The following is a 22,142-nucleotide window of genomic DNA, read 5'->3' as shown; positions in this document are numbered from 1 at the left end:
CTCTAGGCGACCGACACCAGGTGCTCGCGCTGCGGCTCGCTGCGATAGCGGCTCGGCGGCCCGTCGATCTTGCAGATCTTCCACATGAGCTTGGCGATCGGGTTCATCAGGCCCGTGTCGTAGCACAGCATCCGGACGTCACCGAACATGTCCCGCAACATCTTCCGAGACTCGGGAGATCCGAAGAACAGCTCCTTGCGCACCGAGCGCGGGATGTCGAACTCCTTCCAGAACGCGCGCGGCGGAACGATGATCGCCGAGCACAGGATGCGCATGGTCAGCGGCACGAACAACGACAGCAGCCACCGCTGGCGGCGACGCAGGTGCGGAACACGCTTGTGCAGGTACTGGTGCGCGAACGAGATGTGGCGCGCCTCCTCGGCGACGTGAATCGCCATGACCCGCTCCATGATCGGGTGCAGGGACTTGCCCTCGCGCAGCACGTTCTTCTGCGTGTGGTCGATGGGCTCCTCACCGGCGAGCACGCCGAAGAAGAACGGGATCGGCAGGGGGCCCGCCGCCAGCGGGATCAGTGGCTGCAGCCACTTGAGCAGCCGCGGCATGCCCGGGACGTCCTTGCCGATGCGGTTCACCATCTCCTGGAACATCAGGGTGTGGTTGCACTCCTCGACGGACTCGTGCAGGCAGTACCGGTATTCCGGCGAGCCGTTGGGCACCCAGAACGAGTACTCCATCAGACCGCGGATGAGGATGTTCTCGAAGTGCAGACCGACCTTGGCGACGTTGGCCTGGCGCCACATGCCGATCTCGATCTGCCGCTCCTGGGGTTGCGCCTGGTACCACGGGTGGCCGCCCATCGGGTCGGTCGCCGGCAGGATCCAGCGGGGATCGTTGGGGACGACGGCAAACTCCGGCGAGTCCCACTCGATGTCCTTGTACGGATTGAAGTTGCGCCGCACCGACCCCTCGGACAGTGTGGTGAGCATGTCAACGTACTGGGTGTCGTCGCTGACATCCATGTTCCGACGCCAACGCCTGACCATCTTGGTCCGAGCCATGTTGCAGAACCTCTCGTTCTCGTGTTGAGGTTTACATCTACCCACTTGTTGTACAACGGTACCGCAGGTATCGAGTAAATGTCCATGCCTGATTTGAAGAGTTTGCTAAGGAATCGGTCGCCGTGGTCGAGCTGAAGACAAAAGACGAGGTCGAGGCCATGGCTTCCGCGGGCGCAGTCGTCGCCGAAGCATTGCGCGCAGTCGTCGCACACGGCGCTCCGGGTCGCACGACCGCCGATCTCGACCGAATCGCGGCTGAAGTGTTGGCCTCGCACGGCGCCACGTCGCCGTTTCTGAACTACCACCCGCGCTGGGCGCCGAGCCCGTTTCCGGCGGTGCTGTGCGTGAGCGTCAACGACGCCGTCGTGCACGGCGTGCCGAACGGCCAGGTGCTCGCCGACGGTGACCTCGTGTCGGTGGACTTCGGAGCAATCTTGAACGGCTGGTGTGGCGACGCCGCCCGCAGTTTCGTCGTCGGAACGCCGCGCCCCGCCGACACCGCGTTGATCGAGGCGACCGATGCGGCGCTGGCCGCGGGCATCGCGGCGGTCCGGCCGGGCAACACGCTCGGCGACATCGGCCACGCCATCGCGTCGGTGGCCCGCGGCGCGGGATACGGCCAGCTCGCAGACCACGGCGGGCACGGCATCGGCCGAACGATGCACGAGGATCCGCACGTCCCGAACGAGGGAAGGCCTGGCAAGGGCATGAAGCTGCGACCGGGAATGGTGCTCGCGATCGAGCCGATGCTCATCGCCGACGGCACAGACGACTACCTCCACGATTCCGACGGCTGGACCTTGCGTACCGCGACCGGCGCCCGCGCCGCGCACAGCGAGCACACCGTGGCCGTGACGGCCGACGGCGCCCGAATTCTGACGCTCTAGTGTCGACCGTGTGGTCCGTGCACGAATTCCGGCCGGTTTGCGTGCACAGGGCCCACGCTCGGCCGGTCGACAGCAGGTCTTTAGGCTTGTGGGCATGGCTGAACTGACGATTCCCGCCGACCTCAAGCCCCGCGACGGCCGTTTCGGCTGCGGACCGTCCAAGGTCCGGCCCGAGCAGCTGAGTGCGCTGGCCGCTGCGGGCGATCTGTTCGGCACGAGCCACCGGCAGGCTCCGGTGAAAAACCTGGTAGGCCGCGTGCGCGACGGCCTGCGTCAGCTGTTCTCCCTGCCCGACGGCTACGAGGTGATCCTCGGCAACGGCGGGTCGACCGCGTTCTGGGACGCCGCGGCCTTCGGCCTCATCGACAAGCGCTCGCTGCACCTCACCTACGGCGAGTTCAGCTCGAAGTTCGCGTCGGCCGTCGCCAAGAACCCCTTCATCGGCGATCCGATCGTGGTCAAGTCGGACCCGGGCACGGCACCGGAGCCGCAGTCCGACCCGTCGGTCGACGCGATCGCCTGGGCCCACAACGAGACCTCGACGGGCGTGGCGGTGCCGGTGCGGCGTCCCGCCGGTTCCGATGACGCGCTCGTCCTGATCGACGCCACCTCGGCGGCCGGCGGCCTGCCCGTCGACATCACCGACGTCGACGCGTATTACTTTGCGCCGCAAAAGAACTTCGCCGGCGACGGCGGGCTGTGGCTTGCCGTCATGAGCCCGGCGGCACTGGCCCGCATCGAGGCCATCGCGGCGTCGGACCGGTGGGTGCCCGACTTCCTGTCGCTGCCCATCGCGGTCGAGAACAGCGTCAAGAACCAGACCTACAACACCCCGGCGATCGCCACGCTGATCCTGTTGGCCGAACAGCTCGACTGGCTGAACGGCAACGGCGGCCTCGAGTGGGCGGTCAAGCGCACGGCCGACTCGTCGCAGCGGCTCTACTCGTGGGCCGAGGCGGCGTCGTTCGCCACGCCGTTCGTCACCGACCCGGCGTTGCGCTCGCAGGTCGTCGGCACGGTCGACTTCAGCGATGACGTGGACGCCGCCGCGGTGGCAAAGGTGCTGCGGGCAAACGGAATTGTCGATACCGAGCCGTATCGCAAGCTGGGCCGCAACCAGTTGCGCATCGGCATGTTCCCGGCCGTTGACCCTGACGATGTGAGTGCTCTGACCAGCTGCGTGGACTGGGTAGTCGAAAATCTCTGAGTGAAGACGCCTCCGGTCCCGCGTGTCAGCGCGGTAACGAGCCGATAACGCAGTAGGGTTCGCGCAGGAGGTCGGTATGCGAGCACTCAGGGTCGTCGGGTTGGATGTCGACGGCAAACGCATCATCTGTGAGGCCGACGACTCCACCGAGATGTTCAGTTTGCGTGTCGACGACCGTTTGCGGGCCGCCGTGCGCGGCGACAAAGTCGCCTCGAATCAGACACAAATCGATGTAGAGGTTCAAAGCGTGCTGCGCCCCAAGGAAATTCAAGCAAAGATCCGCGCCGGCGCATCGGTCGAGCAGTTGGCCGCCGCCGCGGGAGTTCCGGTCGAGCGGGTTGAGCGGTTCGCCCATCCGGTCCTGCTGGAGCGAGCACGTGCGGCCGAACTCGCCACCGCCGCGCATCCGGTGCTCGCCGACGGACCCGCGGTGCTGACCCTGCTGGAGATGGTGACGACGGCGCTCGTGGCGCGCGGGCTCGATCCCGACGCGGCCGCATGGGATGCCTGGCGTAACGAGGACAGCCGCTGGACCGTGCAGTTGACGTGGAAGGCCGGCAGGTCCGACATCCAGGCTCACTTCCGGTTCACGCCCGGCGCGCACGGCGGCACCGTCACCGCGTCGGACGACGCCGCACAACAGCTGATCAACCCGGATTTCGGCCGGCCATTGCGCCCGGTCGCCGCCGTGCCCGAGCTGGACTTCGAGGCTCCCGCGCCACCGGTGGCCACGCCCGAGCCGGCCGCCGCCGAGCCCGAACCCGAAGCCGCCCCGGCACCCAAGCGCGGCCGCAAGGCCAGGCCCGCGGTTCCGGCCTGGGAAGACGTTCTGCTCGGCGTGCGATCCTCGGGCACGCAGCGCTGACGTCTTGACCTGAAGCGTTCTTGAGGTCATAGCGTCGTGCGCATGATCTCCCTCGGCCCGATCGGGCTGGCCAGCAGCAATCCCTTCACCGATGATGCGGCCGTGGTGGCCGACGAGGCGCGCCATGCCGAGGCCCTCGGCTTCGCGACGCTGTGGCGTTCGGGCAATCTGCCGATGCTCGCGGCCGCCGTGCGCGCGACCTCGTCGATACCCGTCGCGACCGGCATCATCCCGGTGGTGCGCGTATCCGCCGCCGACGTCATCGCCACCCACGCCGAGCTGGAACGCAGGCATCCCGGCCGGTTCGTCGTGGGCATCGGCGGCGCACACGGTCCACAGCCCATGGCCACCCTCAACGCCTATCTGGACGAACTGGACGCCGCCGGGATCGATTCGAGGGTTCTCGCCGCGCTCGGCCCCAACATGCTGGCGCTCGCGCGGGACCGCGCCTCAGGCGCGTATCCGTACCTCGTCACGCCGTCATACGTCTCGGCGGCCCGCGCGGCCCTCGGCCCCGACGGGCTGCTGGCCGTCCTGCTGATGGTCATCCCGGTCACCGACCGCGACGCTGCCCGTGACCGGCTGCTCGATGGGATCGCAGCCTGGGGTTCCCCTGAGCGCATCGCCGAACGCATCGCGGACTATCACGGGGCGGGAGCCGATCAGGTGGTGCTGCGCATCTTGGGCGTCGACGATATGGGCACCTGGCGCGCTCGGCTGGCCCGCACGCTGTTCGGATCGGCCTGAGTTACCGGCTGAGCGCGACCGCGAGCAGTGCCACCCACCCGACGGCCACGCCGATCCCGGCGCCCAGTACGAACCAGCGCCATACGGGCCGGGTGCGCCATCCCCAGACCGTGGGCGCCAACCCGCCGACGGCCACCATGTTCAGACCGACCGCCAGCAGTGGGTGGACCCGGATCAGGCCCACCCCGAGCACCACGATCGCCGCGGCGAGTACGGCCGCCACGAATCCGGCCACCGTCAGGCCTGTCCCCCACGGCGTGGATTCATCGGTCACGATGTCAATTTAGCGTCAATTCAGTGCGCGAGCCTGGACCGCTCGTAGAACGCGAGGGCGGCCGCGGTCGCGACGTTGAGGGAATCCGTGCCGCGCGACATGGGAATCCGCACGCGAACGTCGCTGGCCCGCATGGTGCGTTCGGTCAGGCCGGGCCCCTCGGCTCCGACGAGGATGGCGACCCGGTCCTTCTCGAGTTGCGCCATGGCATCCGACAGTGTCGCCGCTGCCGCGTCCGGCGTCATGGCAAGCAAACGAAAACCCTTGGTACGCAACAGCTCAAGGTCGTCCGGCCACGAGGCGGCACGAGCGAAGGGCACCAACAGGGCATGGCCCATCGACACCCGGACGGCACGACGGTAGAGCGGATCGGCGCAGCCCGCGCCGAACACCACCGCATCCACCGCCAGACCGGCGGCGTTGCGGAAGATCGAACCCAGATTCTCGTGATCGTTGACGCCTTCGAGCACTGCGACGGTGTGTGCCCCGGACACGACCTGCTCGACGGCCAACTCCGGCGGGCGTGACGCCGACGCCAGCACGCCGCGATTGAGATGGAAGCCGACCGCGGTGGCCATCACCTCGGCACTGGCCCGGTAGAACGGCACGTCGACCCCGTCGAGGTCGGCGGCGAGTTCACCGAGCCGCCGATCGGTACCGAGCAGCGCACGCGGAACGAAGCGGGACGCCAGCATGCGCTGGACGACGAGGACACCTTCGGCGATCACCAGGCCCTTGCCGGTCGGCAGATCCGGCCTGCGGTCCACGCTGTTGAGATCCCGGAAGTCGTCGATGCGCGGATCCGCCGGATCCTCGATGTCGATGACGTGCAGCGCGCTCACGCGCTTTCGTCGACCATCGCCGACATCAGATCCGCTGCGGCAAGCAAGGTCTGGCGTTCTTCGGGTTCGAGCCGGGCGAGCTGCTTCAACAGCCACTCCTGGCTCGCGCGGCGCTCGGCCTCGACCAGGTTGACACCGGCCGGTGAGGCGGAGACGACGATCTGGCGTCCGTCCACCGGATGTGCGGCCCGCGCCACCAGGCCCTGCTCGGCCAGCGAAGTGAGCACGCGCGTCATCGACGGCGGGCGGACACGCTCACGCACAGCTAACGCCCCTGGAGTCATCGCACCCTCTTTGGCCAGCGTCGACAACGCCGAAAGCTGGGTCAGCGACACCGGCGATTCGGAACGCCGCACCCGTAATTGCCGGGCGAATCGGACAACGGCGAGTGCGAGGTCGCTCGCAAGCCGAGCCTCCGGATCTTTCACAAAGCAAATAATACTGAGCCTCGGCAACGATAAGGGCTAAAACCAGGGCCATTGTACGTTCTGCCGGTCGGCTAGGTTGGTGGCGATGACCGGAGACCCGAACGGCACAGCAGACCCGGCGCCCCAGCCGCCGCCGTTGCCCGCGGCGCTGCTGGAACCGTGGCCGGTGGTGCTCGTGATCGCGACCGGTTGGCTCATCGTGACCGTGCTGGCCTTCACCGTGCCCGATCTGCACAGCTGGCGGCCATACGCCGTGGCCGGTCTCGGCATCGGGGCCCTTGGCACATCGATCTTCCTGTGGCAACGTCGTGCGGTGCGACGCGGATCTCGCGGCGCCCAAAGCGGATTGACCTGAGGAGACGGTATGGCGGCGCCGCTGTTGCAAGCACAGATCGACATCAACGCACCGGTCGACAGGGTTTGGGCCCTGGTGTCGGACCTGCGCCGGATGCCGGAGTGGAGCCCACAGTGCCGGCTGATGAAGACCCTCGGACCGGTGCGGCCCGGGGCGCGGACATTCAACCTCAACCGCCGCAAGTTCATGTTCTGGCCGACCACGTCCCGCATCACCGAGGTGATCCCGGAGCAGAAGCTGGCGTTTCGCGTCGACGCCAACAACACCATCTGGACGTACGAACTCGAGCCCACCGAGACGGGCACCAAACTGATCGAGAGCCGCCACGCCGAGAACGGCACGTCGGCGGTGTCGAACGCATTGGTCAACGCGTTGTTCGGCGGTGTACCGAGCTTCGAGAACGAACTCGTCGAGGGCATGAACGCGTCGCTGGCCCGGATCAAGGCCGCCGCCGAGCGCTGATCGGCGCTCAGTCGGCGAGGTCGAGCACGCCGTCGTCGTACGGCTCGTACATCGGTGAGCCCGTTCCGGGCGGCTGCGGCGTGTCCGAATGGGCACCGCAGCCGTACTCGGCGTCGACCACGTGGCCGTCGGCGGCCAACTCGTTGGCGCACACCCCGAACATGGGGCCGAGCGCGCCGCCGAGGGGCAGGTAGAAACCGCAGTCGCGGCAGACCCGGCGGGTCGACCGGGCCATCGCCGAAGCCGGCCCGTAGTCACCGTCGTGCCAGCGTTGGGCAGCGCCCGCACGGCCCCAATCACTGAGCACCTGGCGGCGGCCGAAGCCGAGCTCGACCGCGGTGTCGTCGATGAGTGGATCGCCCGTCGCCAGATACCCGGGCACCAGCCGAGGATCGGCAGGCGGCGGGGCCAGCAGATCACCTGGGCTCAGATCACCGGGCCGGATCCGTTCGTTCCAGGGCACCCACTTCGGCGCGAGCAGCGCCGTCGGCCCAGGAACCAGGACGAGCTCACTGATGGTCGCGTGATCGGCACCGGGGTAGGCAGCGACCACGACAGCCCACTGCCAGCCGCGATAGCCGGGCAGATTGGCGAGGAAGCGGTGTGTCGCCGAGCTCGGATCCTCGAATGTCGCGCCGAGGTACTCGCCGACCGTGTCCTCACCGCTGAACTCGCTCAACGCCGCGCGCGCCTGCTCGACGGCGCCCAAAAGCAGCGACTCCAACCGCGGCTCGGGCTCCACGCTGGTCGCCAAGCCGGAACTCAGACCCGCTTCACGGGCCTGCTCAGCTGATTCGGTCACACTTTCCATCGCATCCATAGTGCCTGACCGGCCCGACCGCGGGCCACACCGGTCGCCTATGCGTCGCGCGCGGCGCGGATAAGAGAGAATCGTGGGGTGACCTACTACCCGCCGCGGCCGCCTGGCGATCGTGGCGAGGAGCATCCCGGGATGGCCAATTACCCGAGCGGCGAGACGCCCCGCAAGCCGCGCAGGCCGTCCGGTGCAAGCTCGAACCGCTGGCTGCCGCCGCTGGACGAACAGCCGACCGCCGCGCACACCTCGCGTGAGCGCTCGGTCCCGCCGCGTGGAGCCGGATACGCGGCAGGCGAGGCGGCAGGCGAGAAGGTGACCGTCACGCGTGCCGCGGCTGCCCGCAGCCGTGAAATGGGTTCGCGAATGTACGGTTTGGTGCACCGCGCGGCCACCGCGGACGGTGCCGACAAATCGGGGCTGACGGCGCTGACCTGGCCGGTGGTGGCCAACTTCGCCGTCGACGCCGCGATGGCCGTCGCCCTGGCCAACACGTTGTTCTTCGCCGCGGCCAGCGGCGAGTCCAAGAGCAAGGTCGCGCTCTACCTGTTGATCACGATCGCGCCGTTCGCGGTGATCGCACCGCTGATCGGGCCTGCACTCGACCGGTTGCAGCACGGCCGACGCGTCGCGCTCGCGGCGTCGTTCGCGTTGCGCACGGTGCTGATCGTGGTGCTGATCGCGAACTACGACGGCACCACCGGCAGCTATCCGTCCTGGGTGCTCTACCCGTGCGCGCTCGGGATGATGGTGCTGTCCAAATCGTTTTCGGTGCTGCGCAGTGCGGTCACGCCGCGGGTGCTGCCGCCGTCCATCGACCTCGTCCGGGTCAACTCCCGTCTGACCACCTTCGGTCTTCTCGGCGGCACCGTCGTGGGTGGCGGGATCGCAGCCGGTGCCGAATACCTGTTCAACCTGGTCCATCTGCCCGGTGCGCTGTACGTGATCGTCGCGGTGTCCGTCGCGGGCGCGGTGCTGTCGATGCGGATCCCGAAATGGGTCGAGGTCACCGAGGGTGAGGTGCCCACGACACTGAGCTACCACGGGGCCACCGGCGAGCTGCGCCGCCCCGGCAAGTCCAAGGCTCCGCGTCAGCCGTTGGGCCGCAACACGATCACCGCGCTGTGGGGCAACTGCACGATCAAGGTGATGGTCGGATTCCTGTTCCTCTACCCGGCGTTCGTCGCCAAGTCGCACGATGCCAGCGGCTGGGAACAGCTGTTGATTCTCGGCCTGATCGGCGCGGCCGCTGGCATCGGCAACTTCGCCGGGAACGTCACCGCCGCGCGGCTCAAGCTGGGCCACCCGGCGCAGATGGTGGTGCGCGCGGCGATCGCGGTGACGGCCGCCGCGCTGGCCGCCGCGCTGACCGGCAACCTGTTCGTGGCCGCGGGCGCGACCCTGGTGACCTCGGCGGCGAGCGCGATCGCCAAGGCCTCGCTCGACGCGTCCCTGCAGGACGATCTGCCCGAGGCGTCGCGGGCCTCGGCTTTCGGCCGCTCGGAGTCGGTACTCCAGCTCGCGTGGGTGGCCGGCGGCGCCACCGGGGTGCTCATCTATACGGACCTCTCAGTCGGGTTCACTACGATCACCGCCGTGCTGATACTCGGGCTGGCCCAGACCATCGTGAGCTACCGCGGCGAATCACTGATCCCCGGCTTCGGCGGCAATCGCCCGGTGCTGGCCGAACGCGAGGGCGACGGTGCACCGATCGCGGCCGAGTGGGAGACCCGGTGAAGCGGACCATCGCGATCCTGGCGGTCGTCGTCGTCCTGGCCATCGCCGGCACCACGGTAGGAGTTTGGCGCCTGAGCAGTTCGCACGGCGAACAGCTGCCGCAGATCAGCGCGTACTCGGACGGTCATCTCGTCCGGGTCGGCCCGTTCCGGTACTGCCCGGTGCTCGATCTCAACAATTGCCAGGACCCGCGTGACGCGGGCGAACTGCGCGTCAACGAGGACAACCCCGTTCAGCTGTCGGTCCCGTCAGCCATCGCCCGCGCGCCGTGGCGCCTGCTTCGCGTGTACGAGAATCCCATCGACACCACGGTTTCGGTGTACCGACCGGAAACGACGCTGGCCGTGACCATTCCGACCGTCGACCCCCAACGCGGGCGCCTCACCGGCCTGGCCGTGCAGCTCCTGACGCTGGTTCAGGACGAGGCAGGCGAGGAATTCCCCTTGCCGCACGCCGAATGGTCGATCAGCACGGTCTGGCCCTAGCCGGCCGAATGCTCGGCCGGCACCCGCTCGCCCTCACGCGTCGGGCCCGGCGGCGTCCCGTCACCGAACGGCCTGCCGCCCAACGCTTCCCGGCCATGGGGAGTGAGCCAGTCGGACAGGTCGGGGCCCTTCGGCACGATCTGCGTCGGATTGATGTCGGCGTGCACGATGTAGTAGTGCTGCTTGATCTGCACAAAGTCGATCGTGTCGCCGAAGCCCGGGGTCTGGAACAGATCCCGGGCGTAGGCCCACAGCACGTCCATCTCGGCGAGCTTGGACCGGTTGCACTTGAAATGCCCGTGGTAGACGGGATCGAAGCGAGCCAGCGTGGTGAACAGCCGCACGTCGGCCTCAGTGATGGTGTCGCCGACCAGATATCGCTGGGTCGCCAACCGCTCCGACAGCCAGTCGAGCGCGGTGAACAGCCGGTCGTAGGCGGCGTCGTAGGCCTCTTGTGAGCCCGCGAAACCACAGCGGTACACCCCGTTGTTGACCTCGGTGTAGATGCGCTTGGCCACGGCGTCGATCTCGTCGCGCAACGGCTCGGGATACAGCTGCGGTGCGCCCTCGCGGTGATAGGCGGTCCACTCCGTGGAGAAGTCAAGGGTCATCTGGGCGAAGTCGTTGGTGACCACCGCGCCGGACGCCACCTCGACGATCGCGGGCACGGTGATGCCCTTGGGGTAATTCGGGTCGCGCTTGAAGTAAGCGTCCTGCAGCCGTGGGATCCGCAGCACCGGGTCGAGTCCGTCCGGATCGAGATCGAACGTCCAGCTGCGTTCGTCGTGCGTCGGCCCGCAAAAGCCAATGGACAGAACATCTTCCAGCCCCAGCAGCCGGCGCACGATGATCGTGCGATTCGCCCACGGACACGCCCGTGCCACGATCAACCGGTAGCGGCCGGGCTCGACCGGATAGCCGTCACGACCATCGGCCGTGATGCGGGTGGTGATGTAATTGGTGTCGCGGTTGAATTCGCCCCCCGACGAGGATTTGTCGGCGACGTAGGAACCCTGGGCCATACCTACATCTTGCGCCAACGCGTGGGTCAGGCGTCGAGTTCGCGCGCGACAGCCTTGACCACTTCGGACACCCGGCGGGCGACCTTGCGGTCGGGATAGCGACCCTTGCGCAGCTCAGGCTGCACGATGTCCTCGAGCAGCGTGATCATGTCCGAGACCATGCCGTGAAGTTCGTCGGGCGTGTGCTTGTGCTCGGGCCGCTCGGCTTCGCGCCGGTTGCGGCTCACGCTCGGCGGCGGATCAATGAGCTTGAGACTCAATGCCTGCGGGCCGCGACGGCCGGCAGCGACACCGAACTCGACCCGCTGGCCGGCCTTCAGACCCTCGACACCAGCAGGCAACGCCGAGGACCGGACGTAGACGTCCTCGCCCTCTTCCTGCGACAAAAAGCCGAAGCCCTTCTCGGCGTCGTACCACTTAACCCTGCCGGTCGGCACTGGTCCTCACCTGCTCGTCATTGTCAGCTCAACACAAAAGCGTCCCGTCTGCGCCGGGACGCGATGTGGTGATCCTACTCGGCCCTGGGCGCGGCCTTCACCTTGATTACTCGGTAGGCTTGGACCACCGCTTGAGGAGAGATGCGCCTGATATGCGAGTGATACTGAATATCATCTGGTTGATCTTCGGCGGCCTGTGGTTGGCACTGGGATACCTGCTGGCCGCGCTGATCAGCTTCATCCTGATCATCACCATCCCGTTCGGGTTCGCGTCGCTGCGCATCGCGTCCTACGCCTTGTGGCCGTTCGGCCGCACGATCGTCGACAAGCCGGGAACGCGCCCCGGCGCCCTCATCGGCAACATCATCTGGGTCATCCTGTTCGGCTGGTGGCTGGCGCTCGGGCATCTGATCAGTGCCGTCGCCATGGCCATCACGATCATCGGGATCCCGCTGGCCCTGGCCGATCTCAAGATGATCCCGGTGTCGCTCGTGCCGCTGGGCAAGGACATCGTCCCGGTTGATCGGCTCAATCAGCAGCGGGTGGCGGTATGACGGTCACCGCGCTGGGCCTGCCGACGGTGGCGCGCCCGACAACCGACGCACCGAGCACCGGTCCGCTGATCGACACCTATGGGCGGGTCGCCACCGACCTGCGGGTCTCCCTGACCGATCGGTGCAACCTGCGCTGCACGTATTGCATGCCTGCCGAAGGCCTGAACTGGCTGCCCGGCGACGCGCTGCTGAGCCCGGCCGAGCTGGGCCGGCTGCTGCGTATCGCGGTCAACCGCCTCGGGGTCACGAGCGTGCGCTTCACCGGCGGCGAACCCCTCGTCACGCGTCACCTGGAAGAAGTGGTGGCCGCCGCGGCGGCCCTCACGCCGCGCCCGGAGATCACCCTCACCACCAACGGCCTCGGGCTGGCTCGGCGCGCGGCCGGCCTGAAACAGGCCGGGCTCGATCGCATCAACGTATCGCTGGACAGCGTCGACGCCGCACACTTCGCCCGCATCACCCGCCGTGACCGCCTCGGCGATGTCCTGGCCGGGCTCGCCGCCGCCAAGACCGCCGGACTGGATCCGGTCAAGGTCAACGCCGTGCTGGACCCGGAGTCTGGCCTCGACGACGCCGTGGAACTGCTGCGCTACTGCCTGGCCCACGGTTATCAGCTGCGCATCATCGAGCAGATGCCGCTGGACGCCGGGCACAACTGGCAGCGCAGCGAGGTGATCGACGCCGAGCGCATCCTGCAGACGCTGCGGCACCACTTCGATCTGCGACCCGACCCGAAGCCGCGCGGGTCCGCGCCGGCCGAGCTGTGGCAGGTGCTCGACAGCGCGGGACAGGTGACGGGCACCGTCGGAGTGATCGCCTCGGTGTCACAGGCCTTCTGTTCGGCCTGTGACCGCACGCGGCTGACCGCCGACGGTCAGATCCGCAGTTGCCTGTTCTCCCGCGAGGAGACCGATCTGCGGGCGTTACTGCGCGGCGACGCGGGCGACGACGAGATCGAAGCCGCGTGGCGCGCCGCGATGTGGGGGAAACCGGCGGGGCACGGCATCAACGACTCTGGTTTCCTGCAGCCGGACCGGCCCATGAGCGCGATCGGCGGATAGATGACAGCAACGACAACGGTTCAGGTCACCATCCGTTATTTCGCGGCCGCGGCGGCCGCTGCCGGAGTTGAGACCGAAACGTTAGATATCGCAACGGGAACGACGATTTCGGCGCTCATCGAACGGCTCGCCGGCCGCAACCCGGAGCTGGCGCGCGTGCTAAAGCGCTGCTCATACCTGTGCGACGGGGTTGCGGTGCGCGACATTGAGCGGGCGGTGCTAACGCCGCAGACCCTTGATGTGTTACCCCCCTTCGCCGGTGGATAACGTGATATGCATCACATAACGAAATAGTCACGAGCTGGCTACAGCGCGGTGGAGCGGGTCTACGACCTGGGACAACGCTTCGGCAACCTGGACCTTTAATGCTCTTTTAGGTTTTGCCGAGACCGAAAACGCCAGGGCGGGCAAAAGATGACGCGGCTGCAACGACCGGTTACCGTTCATTCCCAAGTCAACTGACCCTAATCGGCTGACCCACCCCTTCCGATCGCGCCGAGCTCCATCCATCGGGCGGGGTAACGACGAACAACAAGGATGGAGGCGGGGGACCCAACCGGTCCACCGATTTATAAGGACCAGGAGCCGCTTGCGGCCCCTTGGGGTGAAGCCGTCGTCGTTTCGGCGTCGACGGCCGGGTGACCTCTCCTACCCGAACCCGACAGCTGACCTCGTGGGCGCATACGAGAGGACCTTCACGCTTATGAGTGGACGGCACCGCAAGCCCACTTCATCGTCATCAGCCAAGAACGTCGCCAAAATCGCCTTCACCGGCGCTGTGCTCGGTGGCGGCAGCCTCGCCATGGCCGGCCAGGCGATGGCTGCGACCGACGGCGAATGGGATCAGGTAGCCCGCTGCGAATCCGGCGGTAACTGGGCCATCAACACCGGCAACGGCTACCACGGCGGGCTGCAGTTCTCGCCGAGCACGTGGTCGTCGCACGGTGGTGGCGAGTACGCACCCGCGGCCTACATGGCCACCAAGGAAGAGCAGATCGCAGTCGCCGAGCGCGTGCTGGCCAGCCAGGGCAAGGGCGCATGGCCCACCTGTGGCCGCGGCCTCTCCGGCGCCACCCCGCGCAACGTCGTCGCCGAGCCCGCTCCGGCTCCGCTCGACGCCCCCGCGGTGAACGGCCAGCTTCCGCCGCCGCCCGCTCCGTTCGCCCCGCCGCCCCCGCCGGCCCCGGTCGACATGCTGGCCGCCCCGGCCCCGATGCCGCAGGCACCGCCGCCGGCCCCGCTCCCCGAGCCTCTGCCGCCCGCTCCCGCGCCGGAGGCGCTGCCCCCGGCACCGGCACCCGCACCTGAGGCGCTGCCCCCGGCACCGGCGCCCGCACCGGAAGCACTTCCGCCGGCACCGGCCCCCGTTGCGCCCGCTCCGGTGGACGTGCCGCCTCCGCCGCCGCCTGCTCCAGAGGCCCAGATCGTCGACGCCGCACTGCAGGTCGCACCCGCCCCGCTCGACGCACCGCTGCCCGCTGATGTGCCGCCGCCCCCGGCTCCGCCGGCACCCCCGGCCCCGCCCGTCGATGTCGTCGCGGCTCCGGCCCCACCGGCTCCGGAGAACTGGGATCAGGCCCCCGCTCCGGTCGACCAGCCGCAGACGTGGGCACTGCACGCCGGCACCCCGTTGCCGCTCGAGCCCGCGCTGCCGGCTCCCCCGGCCCCGCCCGCTCCTGCCCCAGCACCTGCGCCTGCCCCGGTCGCCGCACCCGCACCGGATCCGTTGGCCCCGCTCAACGGTGTGGACATTCCGCAGCCGGCCTTCGATGTGGCCAACCAGGTCGTGACCAACGGAACCCCGCTGCCGCCGGAGGGCGTCCCGCACCTGGCCAGCCCGGAGAACTTGCCGCCCGGCACGACGGACAGCCCGGCGCAGATTCCCGGCCAGGGCCCGAACATGACGTACCTGCGGGAGATCTGGCACGCGATCCAGACCCAGGACATCAGCGGCAAGGACGCCTTGCTGGCGCTGACCCAGCGTCCGCTGACCTCGGCGCCTCCCGGCGGGCAGGCAGCGAACCTCCCGGTCGGCACGCCGCCGCCGGCAGATCCGGCCGCTCCTGCCCCGGCTCCGGCACCGGTGGGCGCTCCGGCCCCGGCCGCGCCCGCGCCGGTTCCGCCGCCGGCCTGAGTCAGGTCAGGCGGAGCCGACCCATTCGTCGGTGCCGTCGGCGAAATGCTGGTGCTTCCACACCGGTAGTCGCTCTTTGACGGTGTCGACGAGGCGGGCACAGGTTTCGAACGCCGCCCTGCGATGGTCCGCTGCCACAGCGGCCACCAGGGCGGCGTCTCCTATATTCAGGGGTCCGATGCGATGGCTCACGGCGATCGCCCGCACCCCCTCGGCCTGGGCGGCCACCTCGGCCGCGACCTCTTCGAGGATCTGCTGAGCGGTGGGATGTGCCGAGTACTCGAGTCTGGTCACCGAACGGCCGCCATCGTGGTCGCGAACGACACCCGAGAAGCCGACGACGGCTCCGGCCGCCTCGTGCGCGACGAGTTCTTCGTACTCGGTCAGCGAGATCGGCGCGTCGGTCACTTCTACCCGGATTACGGCTGCGCTCACCGGTTGTGGTCCTTTCCCCCGAGCTGATCCAACGCGTGCTCCAGCACGTGATCGAGCACGCCCAGCCCGTCTTTGACGCCGCCGGGCGACCCCGGCAGGTTCACGATCAATGTGCGCCCGGAAACGCCGCAGACGCCACGGGAGAGCACCGAGGTCGGCACCTTGTGTACGCCGGCACGCCGGATGGCGTCGGCGAGCCCGGGCACCTCGTAGTCCAGGACGGCCATGGTCGCCTGGGGCGTTGCATCAGTCGGCGAAATGCCGGTGCCGCCCGAGGTGATGATGAGGTCGACGTGTTCGGCCAACGCTGAGCGCAGGGCCTCGCCCACCGCGCTGCCGTCCGGCACCACCATCTGCTCGGTGACGTCGTAGCCGCGATTGGCCAACCAGCCGACGATGAGAGGTCCGGTCCGGTCGTCGTACACACCGGCGGCCGCCCGGGTGGATGCGATCACAACCCGGGCAGAACGTGTCACTGCGTTGGTCTTTCCCACAAACCCGTTTTACCGCCTTCTTTACGCACGACGCGGATGTCGTCGATGCGTGCGGCGGGGTCGACGGCCTTGATCATGTCGTAAAGCGTCAGCGCGGCCACGCTCACGGCCGTCAGTGCTTCCATCTCGACACCGGTGCGGTCGGTGCTGCGAACGGTCGCGGTGATCGCGACCGCCGATTCGCGCACGTCGAAATCCACGTCGACACCGGTGAGTGCCAGCTGATGGCACAGCGGGATCAGGTCGGGAGTCCGCTTGGCCGCCAGGATGCCCGCCACCCGCGCGGTCGCCAGCGCATCGCCTTTGGGCAAGCCGCCGGACGCGATGAGCGACACGACGTCGGCCCGGGTCAGCAGCGTGCCCTGCGCCACCGCGGTGCGTTTGGTGACGTCCTTGGCCGTGACGTCGACCATGTGGGCCGCGCCGGACTCGTCGAGATGCGACAGTCCCACCGTTACCTGTTGACGACGGTGACCGACTGGACGAATGGCAGCTCTTCGGCTGGCAGCGGGAAGGTGATGTCACCGAACGGAGACAGTGAACCGGTGCGATCGGAGACGAGCTCACTCACCGCGTGGTCATCGCCGTCGGAGAGCACCGGCCAGCCGTTGTCGACGTACTGTTTCTTCTTCTTGTCAGCCACGCCCCATATTGTGGCAGGCCCCATCGCCGGTCGCGATACCGGCGGGCTGCTTTACGCTGGTCAGGATATGAGCGCCGCACCGACTCCCGGAATTCCGCTGGGCGCGTGGCTGGCCGACCTCCCCGACGAGGGACTCATCCGTCTACTGGAGTTGCGGCCTGACCTGAGCCAGCCGCCTCCTGGCACCATCGCGGCGCTCGCCGCCAGGGCCACGTCGCGGCAGTCGGTCAAGGCCGCCACCGACGGACTGGATTTCCTGCGGCTCGCGGTGCTCGACGCGCTGCTGGTCTTACACGCCGACACCGCGGCGGTCCCTCTTTCTGCAGTGACCGAACTGCTTGGCGAGCGGGCCGATGAGACCGACGTGCTCGCGGCGATCGACGATCTGCGCGAACGCGCCCTGGTGTGGGGTGAGACGTCGGTGCGGGTAGCTCCCGAGGTCGCATCCGGACTGCCCTGGTACAGCGGGCAGGCCGTCTTGGAGGTACCGGACCGCAGCGCCGAGGACCTCGCCGGCCTGCTGGACGGGCTCGACGACGCCCAACGGGACCTGCTGGCCCGACTGTTGGAGGGTTCGCCGGTGGGCCGCACGCGCGACGCGGCTCCCGACGCTCCGAGCGATCGTCCGGTGCAGCGACTGTTGGCGGCCGGGTTACTGCGCCGGATCGACAACGACACGGTGATCCTGCCCCGCCTCGTGGGGCAGGCGTTGCGCGGTGAGGTGCCAGGCCCGACCACGTTGACCGCGCCGGAACTGAAGACCTCCACGACGACCGCCGGCGACGTCGACGCCGTCGCAGCCGGCGCGGTCATCGATCTACTGCGCGAAATCGAGTTGGTGCTCGAAAGTCTCGGCACCACACCCGTTCCCGAGCTGCGCAGCGGCGGGCTGGGGGTGCGTGACGTCAAGCGGCTGGCCAAATCGACCGGGATTGACGAAGGCCGCCTCGGCCTTCTGCTGGAACTCGCGGCCGCCGCCGGGCTGATCGCGGCGGGCATGCCGGACCCCGATCCCGGCGAGGGCACCGGCCCGTACTGGGCTCCGACGGTGGCCACCGACCGGTTCGTCGAATCGACGACGGCCGTGCGCTGGCATCTGCTGGCCTCGACCTGGCTGGATCTGCCCGCCAGGCCCGCGTTGATCGCCACCAGAGGACCTGACGGCAAACCGTTTGCCGCGCTGTCGGATTCGCTCTACTCGACCGCGGCGCCGCTGGACCGCAGGCTGCTGCTGCAGGTGCTGGCCGACCTTCCGCCAGGTTCCGGCGTCGATGCCGCCGAGGCGTCGCGGGCGATGATCTGGAGACGGCCGCGCTGGGCCGCACGCCTGCAGCCCGGCACGGTGAGCGCGCTCCTCACCGAAGCCCACGCCCTTGGGATGGCGGGCCGGGGCGCGATCAGCACACCCGCTCGCGGCCTCTTGGCGGGAGATGCCGACGAGGATGTGCTGGCGGCGATGTCGAAGGCGCTGCCCAAGCCGCTCGATCATTTCCTGCTGCAAGCCGATCTCACGGTGATCGTGCCCGGACCGCTGGAGCGCGACCTGGCCGAGCAGTTGGCAGAGGTGGCCACCGTGGAATCAGCAGGCGCTGCCATGGTCTATCGCATCAGCGAACCGTCGGTGCGACGCGCCCTCGATTCCGGACGGACCGCGAGCGAGCTACACAGCTTCTTCGAAAAGCACTCGAAAACCCCGGTGCCGCAAGGTCTTACCTATCTCATCGACGACGTCGCTCGGCGACACGGCCAGTTGCGGGTCGGCATGGCGGCGTCGTTCGTGCGGTGCGAGGATCCCGCGCTGCTCGCGCAGGCCGTCGCCTCCCCCGGTTCCGAACGCCTCGAATTGCGACTCCTGGCCCCGACGGTCGCGGTGTCGCAGGCGCCGATCGCCGACGTGCTCGCCGTACTTCGCGACGCGGGATTCGCACCGGCAGCTGAAGATTCGACCGGCACCGTCGTCGACATCAGGGCCCGCGGCGCACGCGTCACCGCACCGACGCGACGTCGGGTGTACCGGCCGCCGACGCCTCCGACCGCACAGACTCTCGGCGCGATCGTCGCGGTATTGCGCAAGGTCGCGGCCGGACCATTTGCCAGCGTCCGCCTCGACCCCGCGATGGCCATCACGCAATTGCAGGAAGCCGCGATCGCGCAGTCCTCCGTCGTGATCGGCTACGTCGACCCGGCAGGCGTGGCCACGCAACGCGTCGTGGCTCCGATCAACGTCCGCGGCGGACAACTCACCGCCTACGACCCGGCCGCCGGGCGGGTACGGGAATTCGCGATCCATCGCGTGACATCGGTTGTGTCAGCTGACGATTGAGGATCGTCGTCGATGCCAATCGGCGAAGCGATCCGGTAGACACGCCACCTCGAGATCAAGGTCGCCGGACGCTTGCCTACTCACGAGAAAGGCATGCGCCCGCTCAAGCTGCTCTGCTTCTTTTTCTTTCCTTCTTCTGGGATGTGTCGGCGCCGCCCTTACCGGAGGATCCGATGGCTATGTCAACTCCAGTTGGCGCCCCGGTAGGAGGGTTTAAAGTGGCCCCAGTTGTGCCGTGGGAGGCGGACTTTGGCGGGTTAGCCTCGGCTGATAGTCCACTGTCGAAAGTGGATTTCGGCTGCGGAAAGATCAAACAACGGGGGTGTGTCGAAGGCAAGGCGTTAGAGGCTTTAAGGCTCACGATCGGCGTCTAGCTGCGAGTGGATCTGATCGTCCTCGGTTGACTAGAAGCAAGACAGCTTCGCGATACGGAGAAGATCTGTGGCGGTTAGCTATCGTCGATGAGGACATTGATGACGTCGGTTCCGTTGCCGGGCTGGGCTTCTCGGGTGAGCACGCGGATAGGGATGGAGCCGGTCCGCCTGAGTGGAACGTGGTGGTGGTATTCCGCGGTTGCCAGGATGCTGCCGAAGGTGAGTTCGGGTTCGGGGAAGTTCAGTGGCGTGTCGAAGATGAGTCGACCTAGGCCGGTGGTGTCGGTGCCGCGGTACACATAGATGTCGACCGTGCGATCACCGTGTTGGTCTTGGTCGTCGGCGAAGGTGAAGACGTTGACGCTGGATTCGTCGGCAATGAACTCCACGGGATACTCATCGCCAAGTTCGGGAACCTCGTCCCAACCCAATGCCACGAAGGAGACTTGTTGGTAGTCCGGAATCATTGTGGCTTGAGCGAGTAGTTCGTTGCCCGCCATTCTGGTTGGTCCTCTCGGCTGGGTTGAGTGTCATTTGGGCTTTTTGTGGTGTTTCTTGCTCTTCTTGTCTTTCTTGGGTTTCTGCTTGTTGTGGTCGCGGTTCTTGTTCGATGACGCGGAGTGATCGCCGTTACCATTGTTGTTGCTGTCGCGGGTGGCTTGCACCCCGGCCTTCTGCACGGCGGTGAGGCGTTGGCGGTTGGTGACGGTGCTGACCCGTTCGGCGTCGATAGCGCGTTGCTGGGCGGGGCTGGACGGACGTAACTGTGGTTGCCGTTGGAGCAGGTCGCGTTGCGCGCAGTTGCGGCAGCTGGTTTGGCCGGCGCGGTTCCGGAACACCACTTCGACTAGATCGCCAGGCTTCAGCTTGTACTTGCGGATCACGGTCGACCAAGTATTGCCCTCGACCGAGGATGCCCTGGGATTGAGGTACCGCACGTTAGGGCGGCCAGTGCCGCGGTCGGCGCTCATAGCGAGTGGTTTCTCGTCGCGCGCATACCCCGACCGCAGCGGGAAGCCTTTCATGGCTTCGTTGCGATTAGCGTTCCGTGCTGACTGAGTGGCGATCGGAAAAGGACTGGGTTGGTCGAGGATTGCCGCTTCGTAGTGGTCGATGAACGGTCCTTGCCCGCCCATCTTGGTTTCGTCGTAGACCCCGGCCGGATGCTGGGTGATGCACCCGCAGTCCAGAGTGTGTCCCGGGGGAACGTGTACGGGAGCCTTGCCCGGGGGCGCGTTGGGAGCTTTGGGAGTGCTCACACCAGGCACCGGTGGTTTCGCCGCGTCCGCGATCTCCTCGGCGAGTTGCGCTGGCGGGGTGGGGGTGGCTTTGGCGACGTCGATGACGTCGTCGGCGTGCTTGCCGAACTGCTCGACGGCGAGTTCGGCGCCCTCGGTGACCACCTTCTTGGCCGCGCCTTGCGGGGTCACGACGGAGGCGGCGCCGAGCACCGCGGAGGCGATGCCCAGGGCTTGGTTGTCAGGCATGGCGGCGGCGGCGATATCCACGGCGGCACTGGAGATGTTGACAGTGGCCGAGGCGATCATGGCAGCCCCGGCCGGGCCGCCGACGCCGGTGACCGCCAACGCGACACCACCCACGAGTAGAGCGGATTCGAGTGGGTTTTCCTTGACGAACCCGCCCACGGCCTTGGCGCCGGAGACGGTGGCCGACGCGACGGTTGTGACTGCCGAGGTCGCGGTGTCGGCGAGTGAGCTGACGGTGTTGGTGAACGAATCGAGGAACCCTTGGGGCAGCGGTGTTCCGCCGGTGAGGTGCAGGGGTGGGTCGACGTAGACCGGCCAGGTGGTGTGCGGTTGGGGGTCGATGACTTCGGCGAGCACATATAGCTGCGGGGCGAGTTGTTTGACCACATACGAGCTGGGCACCAATCGGCCGGTGGCGTCGCGGGTTTCGGCCGGTGAGAACATGCCGATGGTCTCGGCGGTCGGGGTGGCTTTGTTGATGGTCAGGTAGCCGTTGGTGTGGGCGAGCATGACGGTGTCGGCCGGGGTACGCACGAAGGTGGTGACCATCCGTGGCCCGCCCGGATCGCTGATCCGCGCCACGGTGCGAGTGCCGGTGGCGGTGTTTTCAGCCAGCATGTCGAACCCGGCCCCGGCATTCGGGTAGACGACCTGCCCGCCCGCGGTGTGCTGGGCGTTTCCGAGCCCGCCGGGCAACACCACCTGCACCGGGCCGGCGGCGGTGGGTGCGGTCAGGCCGGCCACCGGCTCCTCGGGTAATCCGGCGCGGCGCGCCTCGACGGTCAGAGTGGGATCGGAGCCGACCGCCGAATCGGTGAACGCAGCGACTGCGGCGTCGGCGAACCCTTGCGCCGCCGACACCGTGCGCGCCGCCTGCCCCACCCCGCTCGACGGCGCGGCCAGGTGCAGCCCGCCGACGGTGACCGCCACCGCGCACAACGCGGCCAGCCAACGCGCCGGCCACCCCAACCAGATACTTTGCTGACCGTCGCGCAGGAAGTTTCCTGCACCCGCGATCCAACCTCGCTCCCCCGACATGCGATCTCCCGATCAGCA

Annotated in this window: 26 protein-coding genes and 1 riboswitch; of the genes, 13 read left to right on the top strand and 13 right to left on the bottom strand. The window is 67.9% G+C overall.

Annotated features, from left to right (window positions below; translation table 11 throughout):
• Nucleotides 1–2: 2 nt before the first annotated feature.
• Complete coding sequence (locus tag ACOI2T_RS05720) at nt 3–1,019, bottom strand: AurF N-oxygenase family protein (RefSeq protein WP_067846217.1); 1,017 nt, start codon at nt 1,017–1,019, stop codon at nt 3–5.
• Nucleotides 1,020–1,141: 122 nt separating this feature from the next.
• On the opposite strand from ACOI2T_RS05720, the gene map reads away from it, so the two are divergent.
• From map to ACOI2T_RS05700, 4 genes are all read left to right on the top strand, one after another.
• Complete coding sequence (map, locus tag ACOI2T_RS05715; RefSeq protein ID WP_085144868.1) at nt 1,142–1,906, top strand: type I methionyl aminopeptidase; 765 nt, start codon at nt 1,142–1,144, stop codon at nt 1,904–1,906.
• A 94-nt stretch (nt 1,907–2,000) separates the two neighbouring features.
• The gene (gene serC / locus ACOI2T_RS05710) at nt 2,001–3,113 is read left to right on the top strand and encodes a phosphoserine transaminase (RefSeq protein WP_409503728.1); all 1,113 of its coding nucleotides are present in this window, start codon (nt 2,001–2,003) and stop codon (nt 3,111–3,113) included.
• 76 nt (nt 3,114–3,189) lie between these two features.
• Nucleotides 3,190–3,978 carry a septation protein SepH gene (sepH, locus tag ACOI2T_RS05705; protein ID WP_067846226.1) on the top strand — a complete coding sequence of 263 codons (789 nt, stop codon included), beginning with the start codon at nt 3,190–3,192 and terminating at the stop codon, nt 3,976–3,978.
• Nucleotides 3,979–4,020: 42 nt separating this feature from the next.
• Nucleotides 4,021–4,725, top strand: a complete 705-nt coding sequence (locus ACOI2T_RS05700) for an LLM class flavin-dependent oxidoreductase (RefSeq protein WP_409503729.1) — start codon at nt 4,021–4,023, stop codon at nt 4,723–4,725.
• A gap of 1 nt (nt 4,726) precedes the next feature.
• Here ACOI2T_RS05700 and ACOI2T_RS05695 read toward each other — a convergent pair whose 3' ends face one another.
• From ACOI2T_RS05695 to ACOI2T_RS05685, 3 genes are read right to left on the bottom strand one after another with little or no spacing between them, the layout of a single operon-like run.
• Nucleotides 4,727–4,999 (bottom strand): DUF2537 domain-containing protein, encoded by a 273-nt coding sequence (locus ACOI2T_RS05695; protein WP_085144871.1) that lies wholly within the window; start codon nt 4,997–4,999, stop codon nt 4,727–4,729.
• Nucleotides 5,000–5,019: 20 nt separating this feature from the next.
• A complete protein-coding gene (locus ACOI2T_RS05690; protein ID WP_409503730.1) occupies nt 5,020–5,841 on the bottom strand; it encodes a TrmH family RNA methyltransferase in 822 nt (273 codons plus the stop codon).
• The gene (locus tag ACOI2T_RS05685) at nt 5,838–6,269 is read right to left on the bottom strand and encodes an Rv0880 family HTH-type transcriptional regulator (RefSeq protein ID WP_067846238.1); all 432 of its coding nucleotides are present in this window, start codon (nt 6,267–6,269) and stop codon (nt 5,838–5,840) included. Before ACOI2T_RS05685 ends, ACOI2T_RS05690 begins: the two co-directional genes overlap by 4 nt.
• Nucleotides 6,270–6,354: 85 nt before the next feature.
• Between ACOI2T_RS05685 and ACOI2T_RS05680 the strand changes: the two genes are divergently transcribed.
• Complete coding sequence (locus ACOI2T_RS05680; RefSeq protein ID WP_409503731.1) at nt 6,355–6,624, top strand: DUF2530 domain-containing protein; 270 nt, start codon at nt 6,355–6,357, stop codon at nt 6,622–6,624.
• 9 nt (nt 6,625–6,633) lie between these two features.
• Nucleotides 6,634–7,086, top strand: coding sequence for an SRPBCC family protein (locus ACOI2T_RS05675; RefSeq protein ID WP_067846244.1), 453 nt, complete (start codon nt 6,634–6,636; stop codon nt 7,084–7,086).
• Between the two features lie 7 nt (nt 7,087–7,093).
• Here ACOI2T_RS05675 and ACOI2T_RS05670 read toward each other — a convergent pair whose 3' ends face one another.
• Nucleotides 7,094–7,897, bottom strand: a complete 804-nt coding sequence (locus ACOI2T_RS05670; RefSeq protein ID WP_409503732.1) for a DUF3027 domain-containing protein — start codon at nt 7,895–7,897, stop codon at nt 7,094–7,096.
• 141 nt (nt 7,898–8,038) lie between these two features.
• On the opposite strand from ACOI2T_RS05670, the gene ACOI2T_RS05665 reads away from it, so the two are divergent.
• Together ACOI2T_RS05665 and ACOI2T_RS05660 are read left to right on the top strand one after the other, a co-directional pair.
• Nucleotides 8,039–9,637 carry an MFS transporter gene (locus ACOI2T_RS05665; protein WP_409503970.1) on the top strand — a complete coding sequence of 533 codons (1,599 nt, stop codon included), beginning with the start codon at nt 8,039–8,041 and terminating at the stop codon, nt 9,635–9,637.
• Nucleotides 9,634–10,122 (top strand): DUF2771 domain-containing protein, encoded by a 489-nt coding sequence (locus tag ACOI2T_RS05660; protein ID WP_067846250.1) that lies wholly within the window; start codon nt 9,634–9,636, stop codon nt 10,120–10,122. The genes ACOI2T_RS05665 and ACOI2T_RS05660 overlap by 4 nt, the downstream gene beginning before the upstream one ends.
• On the opposite strand, the gene ACOI2T_RS05655 is transcribed toward ACOI2T_RS05660, so the two are convergent.
• On the bottom strand, nt 10,119–11,144 hold the full coding sequence (locus ACOI2T_RS05655) for a glutathione S-transferase family protein (RefSeq protein ID WP_409503733.1): 1,026 nt from the start codon (nt 11,142–11,144) through the stop codon (nt 10,119–10,121). The genes ACOI2T_RS05660 and ACOI2T_RS05655 overlap by 4 nt on opposite strands.
• 26 nt (nt 11,145–11,170) lie before the next feature.
• Complete coding sequence (locus tag ACOI2T_RS05650; protein WP_067846256.1) at nt 11,171–11,581, bottom strand: cold-shock protein; 411 nt, start codon at nt 11,579–11,581, stop codon at nt 11,171–11,173.
• A 152-nt stretch (nt 11,582–11,733) separates the two neighbouring features.
• Between ACOI2T_RS05650 and ACOI2T_RS05645 the strand changes: the two genes are divergently transcribed.
• From ACOI2T_RS05645 to ACOI2T_RS05630, 4 genes are all read left to right on the top strand, one after another.
• Nucleotides 11,734–12,135: a YccF domain-containing protein gene (locus ACOI2T_RS05645; RefSeq protein ID WP_409503734.1), complete on the top strand. Its 402-nt coding sequence runs from the start codon at nt 11,734–11,736 to the stop codon at nt 12,133–12,135.
• Nucleotides 12,132–13,196 (top strand): GTP 3',8-cyclase MoaA, encoded by a 1,065-nt coding sequence (gene moaA / locus ACOI2T_RS05640; RefSeq protein ID WP_409503735.1) that lies wholly within the window; start codon nt 12,132–12,134, stop codon nt 13,194–13,196. The genes ACOI2T_RS05645 and moaA overlap by 4 nt, the downstream gene beginning before the upstream one ends.
• Nucleotides 13,197–13,463, top strand: coding sequence for a MoaD/ThiS family protein (locus ACOI2T_RS05635; RefSeq protein WP_409503736.1), 267 nt, complete (start codon nt 13,197–13,199; stop codon nt 13,461–13,463).
• Between the two features lie 217 nt (nt 13,464–13,680).
• Nucleotides 13,681–13,891: riboswitch (cyclic di-AMP (ydaO/yuaA leader) on the top strand.
• A gap of 8 nt (nt 13,892–13,899) precedes the next feature.
• Nucleotides 13,900–15,330 carry a transglycosylase family protein gene (locus ACOI2T_RS05630; RefSeq protein ID WP_409503737.1) on the top strand — a complete coding sequence of 477 codons (1,431 nt, stop codon included), beginning with the start codon at nt 13,900–13,902 and terminating at the stop codon, nt 15,328–15,330.
• 6 nt (nt 15,331–15,336) lie between these two features.
• Here the strand turns inward: ACOI2T_RS05630 and ACOI2T_RS05625 are convergent, their stop codons facing one another.
• From ACOI2T_RS05625 to ACOI2T_RS05610, 4 genes are read right to left on the bottom strand one after another with little or no spacing between them, the layout of a single operon-like run.
• Nucleotides 15,337–15,765, bottom strand: a complete 429-nt coding sequence (locus ACOI2T_RS05625; protein WP_409503738.1) for a molybdenum cofactor biosynthesis protein MoaE — start codon at nt 15,763–15,765, stop codon at nt 15,337–15,339.
• Nucleotides 15,762–16,241, bottom strand: a complete 480-nt coding sequence (locus ACOI2T_RS05620; RefSeq protein ID WP_067846275.1) for a MogA/MoaB family molybdenum cofactor biosynthesis protein — start codon at nt 16,239–16,241, stop codon at nt 15,762–15,764. The genes ACOI2T_RS05625 and ACOI2T_RS05620 overlap by 4 nt, the downstream gene beginning before the upstream one ends.
• Nucleotides 16,238–16,711, bottom strand: a complete 474-nt coding sequence (gene moaC, locus ACOI2T_RS05615; RefSeq protein ID WP_085141705.1) for a cyclic pyranopterin monophosphate synthase MoaC — start codon at nt 16,709–16,711, stop codon at nt 16,238–16,240. The genes ACOI2T_RS05620 and moaC overlap by 4 nt, the downstream gene beginning before the upstream one ends.
• A 2-nt stretch (nt 16,712–16,713) precedes the next feature.
• The gene (locus tag ACOI2T_RS05610; protein WP_084356529.1) at nt 16,714–16,911 is read right to left on the bottom strand and encodes a hypothetical protein; all 198 of its coding nucleotides are present in this window, start codon (nt 16,909–16,911) and stop codon (nt 16,714–16,716) included.
• Nucleotides 16,912–16,969: 58 nt separating this feature from the next.
• Between ACOI2T_RS05610 and ACOI2T_RS05605 the strand changes: the two genes are divergently transcribed.
• Nucleotides 16,970–19,225: a helicase-associated domain-containing protein gene (locus ACOI2T_RS05605; RefSeq protein WP_409503739.1), complete on the top strand. Its 2,256-nt coding sequence runs from the start codon at nt 16,970–16,972 to the stop codon at nt 19,223–19,225.
• Nucleotides 19,226–19,673: 448 nt separating this feature from the next.
• Here the strand turns inward: ACOI2T_RS05605 and ACOI2T_RS05600 are convergent, their stop codons facing one another.
• Both ACOI2T_RS05600 and ACOI2T_RS05595 read right to left on the bottom strand, forming a co-directional pair.
• Nucleotides 19,674–20,099: a hypothetical protein gene (locus ACOI2T_RS05600; protein ID WP_085141709.1), complete on the bottom strand. Its 426-nt coding sequence runs from the start codon at nt 20,097–20,099 to the stop codon at nt 19,674–19,676.
• 30 nt (nt 20,100–20,129) lie between these two features.
• Entirely contained in the window at nt 20,130–22,124 is a 1,995-nt protein-coding gene (locus ACOI2T_RS05595) for a hypothetical protein (protein ID WP_409503740.1), read from the bottom strand.
• Between the last annotated feature and the right edge of the window lie 18 nt (nt 22,125–22,142).

This window comes from Mycolicibacterium wolinskyi str. Jessa 2025, assembly GCF_049241375.1.
Lineage (GTDB): Bacteria > Actinomycetota > Actinomycetes > Mycobacteriales > Mycobacteriaceae > Mycobacterium > Mycobacterium wolinskyi.
Note: the sequence above shows the minus strand (reverse complement) of the source record. Positions and strands in the feature narration are given on the sequence as shown.